This window comes from Geodermatophilus sp. SYSU D00710, from assembly GCF_054050195.1.
Genome location: NZ_JBJGYX010000006.1, coordinates 63,549 through 77,432, shown reverse-complemented (window position 1 = coordinate 77,432; position 13,884 = coordinate 63,549). Strand labels below are relative to the sequence as shown.

The following is a 13,884-nucleotide window of genomic DNA, read 5'->3' as shown; positions in this document are numbered from 1 at the left end:
GAGGTGCCCGAGCTGCCTGGGAGGACCGCACCATGACGACTCAGCGGGGACGACGGTCCCTGCGCTGCCTGGTCGGGATCCACGACTGGGTCCGCCGACACCCACCGGACGAGCGCTACGAGGGCCCGGATCGCCGGGTGTGCCGCCGCTGTGGTCGGCAGAGCCGGCCGTGGGACGTGCCGCCGGGCGCCTTCGGTCCCCCGGGTGGCGGCGGCATGGCCTGAGTCCCGGGACCACGCCGTGGCGGCGTCACACACGTAGCGGACACGGACAGCTCGGACCGGGCTCTGGCCACCTCCGAGGCGGTGACCCTGCGGATCGTCACCGAGGACCGCCGGTGGTCGCTGCCCGTCGCGGCGCACCACCCCGGACCCGGTGGGGGTCCTCGTCGGCGGCTCGGCTCAGCCGATCCGGCCGCTCAGCAGGCAGGTCGCGCCGGCGACATGGGCGTCGACGTCACAGAGACGGCGGCGGACCTCTGTCACCACCTCGTGGTGCGCGGCGGGCAGGGCGAGCAGCACGGGGCAGGCACGACGGAACGCCGGCTCGGAGAACAGCTCGGTGACCAGCGCGGCCGCCGTCCGGGCGGGCAGCGGCCGGGATGCGCGCACCTCGACGCGCACGGCGTCCTCGTCGTCGCGGAGGACCGCCTCGGCGACCCCGCCGTCAGCCGAGCGCGCCGCGACGGACCCCTGCCCGTGGACCACCCGCCAGGCCGTCGACCGGGCGTCGGCAGTGGTGTGACCGACCGGGAGAGGGGAACGGACGTCGTCCATGCCGTGACGGTGGCGCCCGCCGGCAGGCGGCGGTGAGGGCCCGACGTCCTCGGTCGCGGGGCCGGAGGTCGCCGCCGGGCTCCGCCCGCAGGGCGGCTCGGCACACGGGGTGCCAGGACCTGGACCCCTGCCGGGAGCGCGGTCTCGCCGTAGACGGCGTGACGTGTGACCTGCGCCCGGACGATCCGGGACCTTGGACACCTGAACGGTCCCGACCGGCCGCCCGATGTTCGGGTGGTCCTACCCCGAGGTGACCCTGCCGGTCGCCGTGTCGTCGGTCCGCGGGGGCGACCACGGACGCGCCGGTTCTCCGGGCAGCGGTGCGGAGAACCGGCCGCCCATCCGGGTGGGGGCGGCGGAACCGGCCGTCGGGGCACCCGGGGTGGTCAGGGCGCCGTGGGGAGTGTCGGGCGGTCCGGTGACCGCGACCGCCCCCTCCGCAGGTGAGGTCCCCTGCAGGTGCCGCTCCAGCCGGGAGTGGGTCCGGTCGGGGACGTCCGGGTCGTCCCGGCTGTGTCCGCTCGCACCGGCGCTCCTCGTCTCGGAGGGCACGCCGGCGACCGTCACCGGCAGGCCGCGAGGCGTGGCCACCGGGGTACTCCGGCCCGGACGTCCCGGACCTCCGGCACGCCTGCGGGGTCGCGTGTCGCTCTACCGTGCCGACGTGCCGGCGAGCGACGTGCCAGACGCGGCGGACGGGCGGGAGACGGAGGCCGTCCCGTCCCCGCCGGTCCCCGACGGCGACGGCCCGGGCCGCTGGGGTGCCGAGCCGCCCTGGCTGCGCCGCGTCCTGCTGCTGGCGCTGCTCGCCGTCGCCGCCTACCAGGTGGCGGGCTGGGCGTTCACCCACCTGCGTGGCTTCCTCGGTCTGGTGTTCCTCGCCTGGATGTTCTCGATCAGCATCGAGCCGGCCGTGCACGCGCTGACCCGGCGGGGGCTGCGCCGCGGGGCCGCCACCGGCCTGGTCATGCTGGGCGTGGTGCTCCTCGGGATTGGCCTGGTGGCCGCCTTCGGCACCCTGCTGGTCGACCAGCTCGCGGGTCTGGTGAGCTCGCTGCCCGAGGTCGTCAGCGACGTGGTGGAGGCGGTCAACCGGACGTTCGGCACCACGCTGCAGGCCGACGACGTCGTCGACTCCCTCCAGCTCACCCCCGAGCGGGTCCAGCAGGTCGTGCAGGACCTCACGCCCGGCGTCGTCGGGTTCGTGACCTCGGTGATCGGGGCGGTCTTCCAGGCGCTGACGTTCCTGCTGTTCGCCTACTACATGTCCGCCGAGGCACCCGCCCTGCGGGACACCGTCTCCCGCCGGTTCCCGCCCCGGCAGCAGCGGGTCATCGCGACCGTCTGGGACATCGCGGTGGAGAAGACCGGCGGGTACGTGTTCTCCCGGTTGCTGCTCGCCCTGCTCAGCGCGTTCGTCACGGCCGTCTTCCTGCTGCTCCTGGGGGTCCCGTTCTGGCTGCCGCTCGCGCTCTGGACCGGGCTGGTGTCGCAGTTCATCCCCACCGTGGGGACCTACCTCGCGATCGGCCTGCCCGCCGTCGTGGCACTCGCCGGCCAGCCGTCGGACGCGCTGTGGGTCGTGGTGTTCGGCGCCGCGTACCAGCAGGTGGAGAACTACCTGGTGGGACCGAGGATCACCGCGCGCACGGTGCACGTGCACCCGGCGGTCGCCCTCGGCTCGGTCATCGTCGGCGCGAGCCTGCTGGGGGGCATGGGCGCGCTGGTCGCCATCCCGGTCGTCGCTGCGTTCCAGGCGGTGATCGACACCTACGGGCACCGTTACGAGCTCGTCGCCGACGACGGCCCGGGGGAGCCGGGCCCCGCCGCCCGTCGGCGGTGGCGGGGGTTGCTCCGCCAGCCGCGGTGAGCCGGCCGTGGTGCACGACAGCGCGGGACCTGGCGAGCCGGTCACCGGGCGTGGTCGACCGGGACGACCGCGACCGGGCAGGTGGCGCGGTGGACGACCGCGTGCGTGGTGGAGCCCAGGCGGGCGAGTCCGCGGTGCCGGCGGGCGCCCAGGACGAGCAGCTGGGCGGTGAGCCCGGCCGCCAGCAGGGCGCGAGCCGGACGCTCGCGGACGACGGCCTCGCGGATCGTCACGTCGGGCGCCTCGTCCCGCCGGCCGGCCAGCGCCTCGGAGAGCACGCGCTGCTCGTCGGCGAGGGCGCCGGCCCAGTCCACCCGGGGCTCGACCGAGAGCACCGCGGTCTCGAGGGCCACGTCCTGCCAGGCGTGCACGGCCAGCAGGTCGGTGCGGCGCGTCGCGGCCTCGGTGAGGGCGAACGCCAGGACGGCGTCGTCGCCGGGCCGGCCCTGGACCGCCGCGACGACGGTGGACCGGGGCCGGACGACCGCCCCGGACGGATCCGGCACCAGCAGCACCGGGCACGGCGGGCCGAGGAGGACCTCGGACACGGTGGAGCCCAGGACCAGGCCGGTGACCCCGCCGGCGCCCCGGCTGCCGAGGACCAGGACCTCGGCGTCGCGGGCGGCCTCGACGACGGCGGTCGCCGGATCGCCGGACTCCACCGCCCAGCTGACCCGGTCCTGCCCGAGCACGTCCGCGGCGTCCCCCGCGGCCGTCCGCAGCGCGGCCTCCCCGGCGGCGTGCAGGAGGGAGCCGAGCTCCGGCACGTCCGCCGCCCGGGCCCCACCCACCGGCGCTACGGTGGTGGGCCAGGACAGCGCGTGCACCAGGTGCAGCGCACAGCCGCGCCGGACCGCCTCGCCCACGGCGGTCGCGGTGACCTCCCGCGCGGCCGCGGACCCGTCGATGCCCGCGACGACGACCCGCTCCCGTCCCGGCCCGGTCACGTCCGCCCCGGGGTCGGGCGCCGTGGCGCCGGGACAGGACGGTCACGCGGTGCGGGGATCCCCGCCGCGGGACCGGCGGGGCGCCGTCCCGCCGGCGGGACGAGGAGGACCGGGCACCGGGCGCCGGTGGCGACGGCGTCGACCACGGCGCGGCCGGAGGCGTCACCCGCCCGGCCGAGGACGACCAGTCCGGCGCCGCGGGACAGGTCGACCAGCACCGACGCGGGGTCGCCCGCGCGCACGTCGACGGTGACGGGGACCGTGGGCCACCCACCCCGGACGCGTCCGGCCCGGTCCTCGACGAACCGTCGCTCGGCGTCGACCACGGCCTCGGCGACGGGCGGGACGACGGCTGCCGGTGACGACGGGTCGGCCACGCCGGCGCGCCGGCCCCACGTGTGGACCATCCGCAGCGGAGCGCCCCGCGTGCCGGCCTCGAGGGCCGCCGCGGCGAGCACCGAGGTCGTACCGTCGGTGCCGTCGACACCGGCCACCACGTCGCCGCCCCCGGCCGCCTGCCGCGGGACCAGCAGCAGCGGACAGCGAGCGGTGCGCAGCAGCTCCCGGACGACGGGGCCGAGCACCCCGGGGACACCGCCACGGCCGACCACGAGCAGGGCCGCGCCGGTGGACTCCTCGCGCAGCACCTCCGCCGCGGGCCCGGCCCGCACGATCGTCCGGACGGGGGTCGTGGGCACGTACTCGGCGAGGTCCCGGCGCAGCGCGTCGAGGTGGGCCAGCGCCCGCTGCCAGGGACCGTCGTGCGCGCGTCCGGCGTCGTGCGCACCCTCGACCGCGGTCACCAGCTCCAGCGGGAGCAGCTCGCGGTGCGCGCGGTCGGCGGCGGCCCGCGCCACGTGCCGCGTGGCGGGGCCGCCGTCGACCCCGGCCACGACCGGAGGCCGGACGGCGGTCACACCCACGTCGTCCCCCCGCGGCCGTCGGGGACGGGACGGGCCTGCCCGGGCCAGCCGGGGCGGCTCGGCCATCGGCGGACCGGGCGCTCGGCGGGGGAGGCGCTGTTCTCCACCACCGTGCCGCGGGGACGGCGGGGGGTCGGCGAGGTGGCCGGTGCCCGGCCGATGCGCAGCACCGACTGCGGGTGGGCGTCAGGGGTGAGCTGCGCGCGCAGCCGGCTCCGCGTGGCCGGCACCTCGACGGCCTGGGTGAGCGGTCCGGCGACCCAGCCGCGGGCGGTGAGCTCCAGCAGCACCCGCTCGAGGGCCTCTCCGCAGCGCAGCCAGGCCGGCGGGTCGTCGCGGTGCGTCGCCAGGACGACCAGCGTCTGCTCGGTGCCCGAGCCGGTGTCGGCGGGCAGCTCCCCGGCGCCGGCGGTGTCGAAGTCGCGGACGGGCAGCTGGTCGTGCTGGCGTCCGTCGACGTGCGGGACGGCGCTGGTGGGCACGCCGTCGCCGGTGCCCGGCTCGCGGTTGGTCCAGCGGCGCAGCTCGGCGCGGTAGGCGGGGTCGGCGTTCTGGATGCGGTCGGCGTCCTGGAGGAGCCTCGCGAGGAGCCGGGCGTCCTCCTCGCGCGCCACCGGGACGAGGGCGGTGTCCTCCGCGGCTGCCGCGGCCGACAGGACGCGCAGCACCTGGTCGGGGACCCGGTCGGAGGCGTAGCGGCGGCGGTTGGTGCGGCGCCGGCGCACGGCCGGAGCGAGCGCGGCGAGGGCGGCGTCGGGCGGGCCGGCGACCGGGCGCAGCACCGCCATCAGGCCGGGGTCGGCGGGGTTGGGCAGCCGGTCGACCCGGGCGGCGGTGCCGGCGGCGGCCAGCGCGACCCGGGCGTTGAGCAGCGCGGCGCCGACGCTCTGGGCCAGGGCGCGGCCGGCGGGGTCGAGGGTCGTCAGCTGCCGGGAGCGGTCGGCGGAGACCTCCAGCCGGTCGGGGTGCAGCCGGATCCGCCAGGGCTGGGTGTTGTGCACCGAGGGCGCCAGGACGGCGGCGTCGGCGGCCGCCTCGAGCAGCGGCAGCGACCTGGGGGCGGCGGTGCGGCGGGTCATGGTGCGACTCCTCCGGGCGGTGGTGCCCCGAGCGTCGTCCCGACCGAGGGCCGCGTCCCGGGGCCTGCGGTCACCCGTGGCAGCGACCAACGTCCCCGCTCGTCGGCTCCACGAGGCGACCTGCCCCGTCGCCGTCGGGGCCGGCGGTGAGGCACTGCTCCGGACGGGCGTCAGGTGCCGCGCCGACGACGGCGGGATCGCACCTGCGCACGGAGGACGCGGGACCGGGTCACCAGCAGCACGACGAGCACCAGGCCGGCCATCGTGCCCAGCCGGTTGACGTCGACCGCCGGCTGCCAGGTCACCTCCCCGTTCCTGATCACGTACACCCCGGCCGGACGGGCTCCCAGGCCGAACCCCGCGCCCTGCCCCTCCTGTCCGGAGTCGTCGTGCCCGGCGCCGCCTCCACCGCCTCCACCGATGCTGGCGGCGGGGATCACGGTGACGCCGTCCTTCTCGTAGGGCTCGGCGAACACCCGCTTCACGGTGATCGCGTCCCGTGCTCCGTTGACGATCGCACCGACGTCCATGGGCCCTCCTCGACCGTGGTGTCCGGGGCTGGGCCGTCGAGTCTCGGCGGGGCGCCGGGGTCCGGGCACGGGCGCACTGCCCGGAGGGGCAGGGGCCAACGGCCCTGTCACCGGGTGCGGGTCACGGGGCCGCCGGGGTCTGCCGCCGGGTGGGCGGCCAGGCGTCGAGGGCAGCCACCTCGCCGAGACCCCAGGTCACCACGAGGAACGCCACGGTGAACCACAGCAGCTCCTCGCTGGTGCCCACCCAGACGGTGGCGATCCCGAGGACCAGTCCGGCCGCACCCGTCGTCAGGGCGACCCGGTTGATCGTCCGCGGCCGCCGGACGGCCCGGCCGGGGACCAGGGCCGCCGCGACGCCGAGCACCAGGACCACTGCCCCCGTGCCCCGTGCGTCGCGCAGCAGCGGGAGGTCGTCGCCGACCAGGTGGGCGATGTAGGCGAGGACGGCCGCGGTGACCAGCAGGGTGGCGAGGGCGTCCCTCCACGTGGGTCTCACAGCGCTCCTCCTCGAGCGTGTCCGTCCGGCTCCTCCTCGAGCGTGTCCGTCCGGGCGGCGCCGTCGGCCGGCCGCTCAGCGACGCCGGCCCCAGCGGAACCAGGCGAGGGGACCGACCCAGTTGACGGCGATGACCGCCGCCCAGACGGCCTTCCGGCCGTGCACCTGGTCGGGGCGGCGGCGAGCGAGGTCGGTCCAGGCCGCGATGGCCAGCGACAGCTGGACCGACCCCAGGGCCAGCAGCACCCCCTTCCGGCGGGGGCTCAGGTCGGCCCAGCGGCGCGGTCGGCGGGACCGCGTCGTCGCCGGGCCGGTGGCCGGGCGGCGGGCTCGGGCGCTGCGGCCGGTGGACGTCATGACGGACCTCCTCGGGACCTGAGCGGCACGTGCGGGCCCCGCGCCGTCGATGGTCGGGCGGCGGGTGCCCGGCGTGGAGGGTCGGAGAGCACCGCCGGGCCGGGCCATCGGTCCCGCGCGCCCGCGGGCCGCGTCGAGCAGGCGGTGCGTCCCTGCCACGCGGGACGTTCGGCCCTCCGGTCCGGTGGTCCCGCCGCGCTGGACTGGACGCTCCGACAGCGGGAGGAGAGGTCATGCAGGCGCTCGTCTACCACGGTCCCGGCAAGCGGTCGTGGGAGGTCGTCCCCGATCCGCGCATCGAGGACGCCGAGGACGCCGTCGTGCGCGTGGACGGCTTCACCATCTGCGGCACCGACCTGCACATCCTCAAGGGCGACGTGCCCGAGGTGGCCCCGGGGACGATCCTCGGCCACGAGGCGGTCGGCACCGTCACGGAGGTGGGTCCCGGGGTGCGGACCGTCGGTCCCGGCGACCGGGTGCTCGTCTCGTGCATCACCGCCTGCGGCCGGTGCCGCTACTGCCGGGAGGCCCGGTACGGACAGTGCCGGAGCGCGGGCTGGATCCTCGGGCACACCACCCACGGCGTGCAGGCCGAGGCGGTACGCATCCCGTTCGCCGACGGCTCGGTGCACCGGCTGCCCGAGGGGGTCGCCGACGAGGCGGCGCTGATGCTGGCCGACATCCTGCCCACCTCCTACGAGGTCGGCGCGCTCAACGGCGGGGTGCGGCCGGGGGACACCGTGGTCATCGTGGGCGCGGGCCCGATCGGGCTGGCCGCGATCATGACCGCCGGCTTCTACACCCCGCAGCGGATCGTCGTCGTCGACCCGGTCGAGTCGCGCCGGGCCGCGGCCACCGAGCTCGGCGCCGACCTCGTCCTCTCGCCCGACGACGACGTCGTCGGCACCGTGCGGGAGCTGACCGGCGGGCTGGGCGCCGACGTCGGCATGGAGGCCGTCGGCCTCCCGGCGACCTTCGACCTCGCCGTGGACGTGGTCCGGCCCGGCGGGCGGGTGGCCAACATCGGCGTGCACGGCAAGCCGACGACGCTGCACCTCGAGGACCTGTGGATCCGTGACGTCACCATCACCACCGGCCTGGTCGACACGAACACCACGCCGATGCTGCTGCGGATGCTGCAGGCCGGGAAGCTCGACGCCGGCCGCATCGTCACGCACCGCTTCGGCTTCGACGAGGTGCCCGCGGCCTACGACCTGTTCGCCGACCCGGTCGCCTCCGGTGCGCTGAAGGTCGCGGTCCACCGGTGAGCGGGACGGCGCAGGAGCAACCGGTCGTGGACGGCCCGGGGTACGGGATGTCGGTCGAGGTCGACCTCCCGTTCGACGAGGCGCTGACGCGGACCAGGGCCGCGCTGGCCGGTCAGGGGTTCGGCGTGCTGACCGAGATCGACGTCGCGGCGACCCTGCGGACGAAGCTCGGCGTGGAGGTGCCGCCGCAGCTGATCCTGGGCGCCTGCAACCCGCCGCTGGCTCACCGGGCGCTGGAGGCCGAGCCGGACGTCGGCCTGCTGCTGCCCTGCAACGTCGTCGTCCGGGTCGACGAGCACGGCGCCACCCGGGTCTCGGCGATGGACCCCGACGTCATGGTCGGGCTGACCGGCCGGGACGCGCTGGCCCCCGTCGCCGCCGAGGCACGGGACCGGCTCGCGAGCGCGCTCGGCGAGGTCGCCGACGCGGCACCGGGTGCCTGAGACGGTCCGCGCCGGGCGCCGCCCGCACGTGGTGGTCCACGTGGCGGTGTCGCTGGACGGCGCCACCACCGGGTTCCCGGTCGACGTGGGGCGCTTCTACGCCCTGGCCGGGACCTGGCACGAGGACGTCACCCTGACGGGCGCCGACACCGTCCTCGCGCAGGAGGCGGACCTGGCCCGGGCCCCGCAGCCGGGACCGGCGCCCGAGGGGCCCCTGCTCGCGGTGGTCGACGGCCGCCGGCGGGTCGGGGCGTGGCAGGCGCTCGCCCGGGCCGGCTACTGGTCCGGGGTCCTCGCCCTGCGCGCCGGTGGACCCCCTCCGGGCGCCGCGCCCGGTGTCGAGGAGCTCGTCACCGGAGGGGAGCGCGTCGACCTGGCCGCGGCGCTGGCCGAGCTGGGTCGCCGCGGTCTGCGGACGGTGCGGGTGGACAGCGGTGGCGGCCTGACCGGTGCGCTGCTGGCCGCCGGTCTGGTCGACGAGGTCAGCCTGCTGGTCCACCCCGTCCTCGCCGGCGCCGGTCCCCGCTGGCACGGCGCGGCTCCGCTGCCCCGGGTGCCGTTGGAGCTCACCGGGTGCCGCGGTCCCGAGGAGGACGGCGGGCCGGTGTGGCTGCGGTATCGCGTGCTCCCGCCCGCCGAGGACGCCGCGCCCGCCGGGTGACCGGCACCGGCCGCGGGTCCGGCGCCCGCCCGGTCGCGAGCACCACCGCGGTGAGGGCACCGGCCCGCCCGTCTCCTCCCGCTGTCGGTCGGCGCCCACCGACCGGGACGGGCCTTCGCCGGGTCCTTCGCCGCGGCGCGCGTCGAGCAGCGGTTGTTCCTGTGACCCCCGGTCCTCCGGCTCGCGACCGAGGCCGGGGCCTCGGCGGGGTCACCCGAGCACGGCCGCGAGGGACCGAAGGCGCACATTGCCTCGGTCCCTCCGGAGCGGTGTTCGCGACCGGCGGGTGCCTCAGACCCGCGTCGTCCGCCTGCCGACGGCCGCCCGGACCGGACCGAGCGCGATGACCAGACCGACGGCGGCGCTGACGGCGTGCAGCCAGTTGTCCGCGGCGTTGACGGCCAGGAAGTCCCACGTCTCCCCGATGGCGAACAGCCCGTAGACCAGAGCGGCCCCGTAGCCGACGGCGAGCGCCCAGCCGTAGGTGCGGGCGAGGGCGAGGGAGCGGGCGAGGGCGAGACCGGCGACCCCGATGGCGAGGTGGACCAGGTTGTGGAGCGGGTTGACCTCGAAGCCGAGGAGTTCGTCGCCGGTGTGGGCGGCGAAGTCCTCGAACCCGGTCACGAAGAACCCGACGATGCCGAAGATCGTGTAGACGGCACCGACGACGAGGGCGGTGACCTGCGGCCACGTCCACGCCCCGGGGGTGCCGACGGTGCGGTCTCGTGCGGACATGGGGACCTCCTCGACGACGTCCGCGGTGAGGACCCCAGTGCGCCGCCGTCCGGGCTGGAGCGGCAGAGGAGCAGGTCACCGCGAGCCGGGGACCTCGGTCGCCGCGCGGCGGTGCCGGAGGTCCCGTCCGCGCGGGCAGCGGGACCGACGGCCCGGAGCCCAGGGCCGTCCGGCAGCGGCCGGAGGCGTTCCGATCCGTCACCGTCGGCCCGAGCCCGAGGAGAGGAGCCGGCCATGACCCGCAGCGCGCTCGACCGAGGTGCCCGTCTCCGACGCGGCCGCGGTCCTGCGGTCCTGCTCCTCCTCGGGGGCCTGCTCGCCGGCTGCGGCGGCGACGGGGACGGAACCGGGTCCGACGGCGGTGCGACGGCGACGACGGCGCCGTCGCCCACCTCGTCGTCCCCCTCGCCGGACGGGGACGGCGGCGGGCAGGACGGCGGCGGGCAGGACGACGGTGGGCAGGACGACGGTGGGCAGGACGACGGTGGGCAGGACGACGGTGGGCAGGACGACGGTGGGCAGGACGACGGTGGGCAGGACGACGGGGGCGGCGCGCCGCAGCCGCCGTTCCCGGCGGACACCGCGCCGGACACGCAGCAGGCCTCGGCCGATGCCTTCGGCAACGTCACCGCGATCCGCATCGGCCGCCACGACGGCTTCGACCGGGTCGTGTTCGAGTTCCACGGCACCGGGACACCGGGCTGGGACGTGCGGTACACGGACGAACCGGCCCGGCAGGGCAGCGGTGAGGCCGTGGACCTGGAGGGGGACGCCACGCTCCAGGTGACGGTGACCGGGGTCGGCTACCCGCCCGACACCGGGGTCGACGAGTACGCGGGGGCGCAGCGGCTGTCCGCGCGCGACACCGAGCAGGTGACCGAGGTCTTCTTCGACGGGACCTTCGAGGGCGTCACGGCGGCCCTGGTCGGCACCGCGTCGGAGACACCCTTCCGGGTCTACCTGCTCGAGGACCCGGCGCGGGTCGTCCTCGAGGTGGCCGACGCCTCCTGACCGCCCCCTGGAGGCCGTGCCGGGCGGCGGGGTGGCTCGCGTGCCGGAGGCGGCGGGACGGCGGTGCCGGTGCCGCCCCGGGAGCTCGTCAGGGCGGTCACGTCCACGGCGGCGGCGGCAGCGGCCAGCCCGTCGTAGACGGTCAGGGTCGCGAGCACGCGGGCGGTGGCGAACGCGGAGGGCTCCCGCTTCTGCCCGGCCGACAGGAACGCCAGCCCGCGGTGGACCGACCGCGGGGTGACCCGGCCGTCGTCGCCGACGGCGTAGGCCACCAGGCAGGCCAGCAGCTCGGCGAGCGCCCGCCGGTCCGGGTCGGCGGCCGGGACGCCCCGCCACAGGGCCGGGTACCCGGCGAGGGCGTCGAGCACGGTCAGGGCGCCGTACCAGGTCGGGGGCCACGTCCCGGCCTTGAACCGGCGCCCGTGCCCGAACACGTGCGGCTGCTCCTCGCCGCGGACCCGCCAGACGTGCAGCGGGACCCGGGCGACGTCCAGCAGGCCCGGCGGACGCAACCGCGCCGGCACCCGGCCGAACGTGCGCAGCGCCTGCAGCGTCACCATCGGGCAGCAGTCGCGGACGCGCCCCGGGCCGCGCCAGCCGGTGGCCGAGTGCGGCAGGCACGGCCAGGCCCGCCCCTGCGGGGTGTCGGTCAGGTCCCGGCCCATCCGGTCCAGGGCGCGGTGGACCCGGGGGTCCTCGCCCCGCCCGAACCGGACCAGCACCTCGGTGACGGCGTGGCTGTCGCACAGCAGCGCACCCCACGCGGGGGGCTCACCGCGGCGCAGGGCGGTGTAGGAGGGGAACCGGCCGCTGTCCTCCTGGTGGGCCAGCATCCGGTCGAGGAGGTGCTCGACGCGCGGGTCGTCGCCGGCGCCGACGCCCCGGTCGGCGAGCAGGACCAGCCAGTTGGGGGCGAACCGTGGGTTGTCGTCCCCGGAGAACTGCTCGCCGGCCTCCCAGTCGGGCAACCGGTCCAGCAGCTCCCCCGTCGCCGGGTCGGTGAGGGACGCGTCGTGCGCGGCCCGCACCCGCGGGTCCGCCGGTGGGCGGCCGAGCACGGCGGTGAGGGTCAGCCAGCGTGCCGCGGGGTCGTCCGAGGCGAGCAGCCAGGGGAGGGGGTCCCCACCGAGCAGCGCCGTCCACGGTGACGCCGTCCTCGGGTCCACCCGGCCGGTCCACGGATCCCGGGGACCAGCGGCGAGCGGCGCACGCCCCGCTCGACGGCCAGGGGGATGCGTCAACGGCGGCGTCGGGACCGGGAGCGGCTCTGGCACCGGCGCGGGCTGCGGCGGGGGTGTGGGCTCCGGAGGAGGCACCGGCTGCGGGGGAGGGGCCGGCTCGGGGGGCGGGGCGGGCACCGGCGGCGGGGCCGGTGGTGGAGGGACGGGTGGCACCGTCGCGGCCCGGGCCCCGGTGATCACGGGCCAGCGGGTCGCGGTCCCGGCATCGGCGTTCACCGGCTCATCGGACCGCCCGGTCGCGACCGGCGGACAGTGCCGGAGGTCGCCCCGCCGGACGGCCGTGCGGCCCTCCGCGACGGGTCAGCCCACCGTGGCCTCGACCGCGTGCCCCCGCCCGGGGCGGACGGTCACGTCCGGCCCGGGGTACACCAGGCTGGTGCGTTCGTCGTCGAGCCAGCGGACCAGGTAGGGCGGGCTGCCGTCGGCTCGGGGGACCTCGAGGACCAGGCCCTCGCGGACGCCGTCGTCCACCCGGCGGCTGTGCACGATCAGCCAGTCACCCACCTGCGCCCGCACGGCTGCCTCCCCACTGAGCCGCAGGCGGCCCGCCGCTCGGGGCGGGCGGGCCGCCCGGGAGGTCAGTGTGGGCACCGCGGGCGGCGCCGACCACGGCCGGTCGGCCCGTCCCGGAGGGACCTCGGTCCTCCGGAGGACGGGGTCGTCCGCGTGCTCGCCCCGGGACGTGGGCCCGTGGTCGCCGAGGCCGCGTCCCCCCACGCTCGTCGGAGGACGGCCGACGAGAGGCGGTGCCGAGGGTGGGCCCCGAGACGACCAGCCGGACGGCACCGGCGCCGGGCGCCCCGCGCAGGGGAGACCCGGCCGCGGCCGGGCTGCGGCACGGGGGCGAGGAGGTCGAGGTGGTCGCCGGGGCCGTGCGGCTGGCCGGCCGGCTCACCGTCCCGGACCGCCCGATCGGGGTCGTGGTGTTCGTGCACGGCAGCGGCAGCAGCCGGCACAGCCCCCGGAACGGGTATGTCGCTGGGCTCCTCCAGGGCGCGGGGCTGGCCACCCTGCTGTTCGACCTGCTCACCCCGGCCGAGGCGGCGCACCGGGCCACCGTCTTCGACATCGGCCTGCTCGCCGGCCGGCTGCTGCAGGTCCTCGCCTGGCTGCGCCGGCAGCCGGGGTCCCGGTCGCTCCCGCTGGGCCTGTTCGGCGCCAGCACGGGGGCCGCGGCGGCGCTGTGGGCGGCCGCGGAGCCCGGCGCCGACGTCGCCGCCGTCGTGTCGAGGGGCGGGCGGCCCGACCTGGCCGGTCCGCGACTGGGCGAGGTCCGGGCGCCCACCCTGCTCCTCGTCGGGAGCCGCGACGTCGACGTGCTCGAGCTGAACGCGCGGGCCGCGCGCCGGCTGCGCTGCGAGCACCGGCTCGCCGTCGTGCCCGGCGCGACGCACCTGTTCGAGGAGCCGGGCACGCTCGAGACCGCGGCGCACCGGGCCCGGGACTGGTTCGTCGACCACCTCTCCCGCGCTCCGGGTCCGACGGGTGAGCGCGGGGACGGAGCCGACGGGGACGTGCCGTCGGCAGCGCCCGGGAGCTGACGC

Annotated in this window: 16 protein-coding genes; 6 read left to right on the top strand and 10 right to left on the bottom strand. The window is 77.6% G+C overall.

Features of this window, described 5'->3' with window-relative positions:
* Window positions 1-401 precede the first annotated feature (401 nt).
* Window positions 402-776 carry a hypothetical protein gene (locus ACI78U_RS04410; RefSeq protein ID WP_456874076.1) on the bottom strand — a complete coding sequence of 125 codons (375 nt, stop codon included), beginning with the start codon at window positions 774-776 and terminating at the stop codon, window positions 402-404.
* Between the two features lie 664 nt (window positions 777-1,440).
* Here ACI78U_RS04410 and ACI78U_RS04405 point away from each other — a divergent pair.
* On the top strand, window positions 1,441-2,646 hold the full coding sequence (locus tag ACI78U_RS04405; protein WP_456874075.1) for an AI-2E family transporter: 1,206 nt from the start codon (window positions 1,441-1,443) through the stop codon (window positions 2,644-2,646).
* Window positions 2,647-2,687: 41 nt separating this feature from the next.
* On the opposite strand, the gene ACI78U_RS04400 is transcribed toward ACI78U_RS04405, so the two are convergent.
* From ACI78U_RS04400 to ACI78U_RS04375, 6 genes are all read right to left on the bottom strand, one after another.
* Window positions 2,688-3,593, bottom strand: coding sequence for a universal stress protein (locus ACI78U_RS04400; protein WP_456874074.1), 906 nt, complete (start codon window positions 3,591-3,593; stop codon window positions 2,688-2,690).
* A complete protein-coding gene (locus ACI78U_RS04395; RefSeq protein ID WP_456874073.1) occupies window positions 3,590-4,510 on the bottom strand; it encodes a universal stress protein in 921 nt (306 codons plus the stop codon). Before ACI78U_RS04395 ends, ACI78U_RS04400 begins: the two co-directional genes overlap by 4 nt.
* Window positions 4,507-5,595 (bottom strand): Acg family FMN-binding oxidoreductase, encoded by a 1,089-nt coding sequence (locus ACI78U_RS04390; RefSeq protein WP_456874072.1) that lies wholly within the window; start codon window positions 5,593-5,595, stop codon window positions 4,507-4,509. The genes ACI78U_RS04395 and ACI78U_RS04390 overlap by 4 nt, the downstream gene beginning before the upstream one ends.
* A 170-nt stretch (window positions 5,596-5,765) precedes the next feature.
* On the bottom strand, window positions 5,766-6,125 hold the full coding sequence (locus ACI78U_RS04385; RefSeq protein WP_456874071.1) for a spore germination protein GerW family protein: 360 nt from the start codon (window positions 6,123-6,125) through the stop codon (window positions 5,766-5,768).
* Between the two features lie 121 nt (window positions 6,126-6,246).
* Complete coding sequence (locus ACI78U_RS04380; protein ID WP_456874070.1) at window positions 6,247-6,624, bottom strand: hypothetical protein; 378 nt, start codon at window positions 6,622-6,624, stop codon at window positions 6,247-6,249.
* Between the two features lie 75 nt (window positions 6,625-6,699).
* Window positions 6,700-6,981 (bottom strand): PLD nuclease N-terminal domain-containing protein, encoded by a 282-nt coding sequence (locus ACI78U_RS04375; RefSeq protein WP_456874069.1) that lies wholly within the window; start codon window positions 6,979-6,981, stop codon window positions 6,700-6,702.
* Window positions 6,982-7,214: 233 nt separating this feature from the next.
* Between ACI78U_RS04375 and ACI78U_RS04370 the strand changes: the two genes are divergently transcribed.
* The 3 genes from ACI78U_RS04370 to ACI78U_RS04360 are packed head-to-tail and all read left to right on the top strand — an operon-like array spanning window position 7,215 to window position 9,353.
* Window positions 7,215-8,249 carry a zinc-binding dehydrogenase gene (locus ACI78U_RS04370; RefSeq protein ID WP_456874068.1) on the top strand — a complete coding sequence of 345 codons (1,035 nt, stop codon included), beginning with the start codon at window positions 7,215-7,217 and terminating at the stop codon, window positions 8,247-8,249.
* A gap of 26 nt (window positions 8,250-8,275) precedes the next feature.
* A complete protein-coding gene (locus ACI78U_RS04365) occupies window positions 8,276-8,692 on the top strand; it encodes a DUF302 domain-containing protein (protein ID WP_456874067.1) in 417 nt (138 codons plus the stop codon).
* On the top strand, window positions 8,685-9,353 hold the full coding sequence (locus ACI78U_RS04360; RefSeq protein ID WP_456874066.1) for a RibD family protein: 669 nt from the start codon (window positions 8,685-8,687) through the stop codon (window positions 9,351-9,353). The genes ACI78U_RS04365 and ACI78U_RS04360 overlap by 8 nt, the downstream gene beginning before the upstream one ends.
* 291 nt (window positions 9,354-9,644) lie before the next feature.
* On the opposite strand, the gene ACI78U_RS04355 is transcribed toward ACI78U_RS04360, so the two are convergent.
* Entirely contained in the window at window positions 9,645-10,088 is a 444-nt protein-coding gene (locus ACI78U_RS04355) for a DUF4383 domain-containing protein (RefSeq protein WP_456874065.1), read from the bottom strand.
* A gap of 234 nt (window positions 10,089-10,322) precedes the next feature.
* On the opposite strand from ACI78U_RS04355, the gene ACI78U_RS04350 reads away from it, so the two are divergent.
* Window positions 10,323-11,099: an AMIN-like domain-containing (lipo)protein gene (locus ACI78U_RS04350; RefSeq protein ID WP_456874064.1), complete on the top strand. Its 777-nt coding sequence runs from the start codon at window positions 10,323-10,325 to the stop codon at window positions 11,097-11,099.
* Here the strand turns inward: ACI78U_RS04350 and ACI78U_RS04345 are convergent.
* Both ACI78U_RS04345 and ACI78U_RS04340 read right to left on the bottom strand, forming a co-directional pair.
* Window positions 11,045-12,265, bottom strand: coding sequence for a hypothetical protein (locus tag ACI78U_RS04345; RefSeq protein ID WP_456874063.1), 1,221 nt, complete (start codon window positions 12,263-12,265; stop codon window positions 11,045-11,047). The genes ACI78U_RS04350 and ACI78U_RS04345 overlap by 55 nt on opposite strands.
* Before the next feature lie 375 nt (window positions 12,266-12,640).
* Window positions 12,641-12,856: a DUF1918 domain-containing protein gene (locus tag ACI78U_RS04340; RefSeq protein ID WP_456874062.1), complete on the bottom strand. Its 216-nt coding sequence runs from the start codon at window positions 12,854-12,856 to the stop codon at window positions 12,641-12,643.
* Between the two features lie 230 nt (window positions 12,857-13,086).
* Between ACI78U_RS04340 and ACI78U_RS04335 the strand changes: the two genes are divergently transcribed.
* A complete protein-coding gene (locus tag ACI78U_RS04335; protein ID WP_456874061.1) occupies window positions 13,087-13,881 on the top strand; it encodes a dienelactone hydrolase family protein in 795 nt (264 codons plus the stop codon).
* Window positions 13,882-13,884 lie beyond the last annotated feature (3 nt).

Bases quoted from the DNA above. Each gene is read 5' to 3' on its own strand.
- ACI78U_RS04410 (WP_456874076.1), bottom strand. From the start codon at position 776: ATGGACGACGTCCGTTCCCCTCTCCCGGTCGGTCACACCACTGCCGAC.
- ACI78U_RS04390 (WP_456874072.1), bottom strand. From the start codon at position 5,595: ATGACCCGCCGCACCGCCGCCCCCAGGTCGCTGCCGCTGCTCGAGGCG.
- ACI78U_RS04385 (WP_456874071.1), bottom strand. From the start codon at position 6,125: ATGGACGTCGGTGCGATCGTCAACGGAGCACGGGACGCGATCACCGTG.
- ACI78U_RS04375 (WP_456874069.1), bottom strand. From the start codon at position 6,981: ATGACGTCCACCGGCCGCAGCGCCCGAGCCCGCCGCCCGGCCACCGGC.
- ACI78U_RS04370 (WP_456874068.1), top strand. From the start codon at position 7,215: ATGCAGGCGCTCGTCTACCACGGTCCCGGCAAGCGGTCGTGGGAGGTC.
- ACI78U_RS04355 (WP_456874065.1), bottom strand. From the start codon at position 10,088: ATGTCCGCACGAGACCGCACCGTCGGCACCCCCGGGGCGTGGACGTGG.
- ACI78U_RS04350 (WP_456874064.1), top strand. From the start codon at position 10,323: ATGACCCGCAGCGCGCTCGACCGAGGTGCCCGTCTCCGACGCGGCCGC.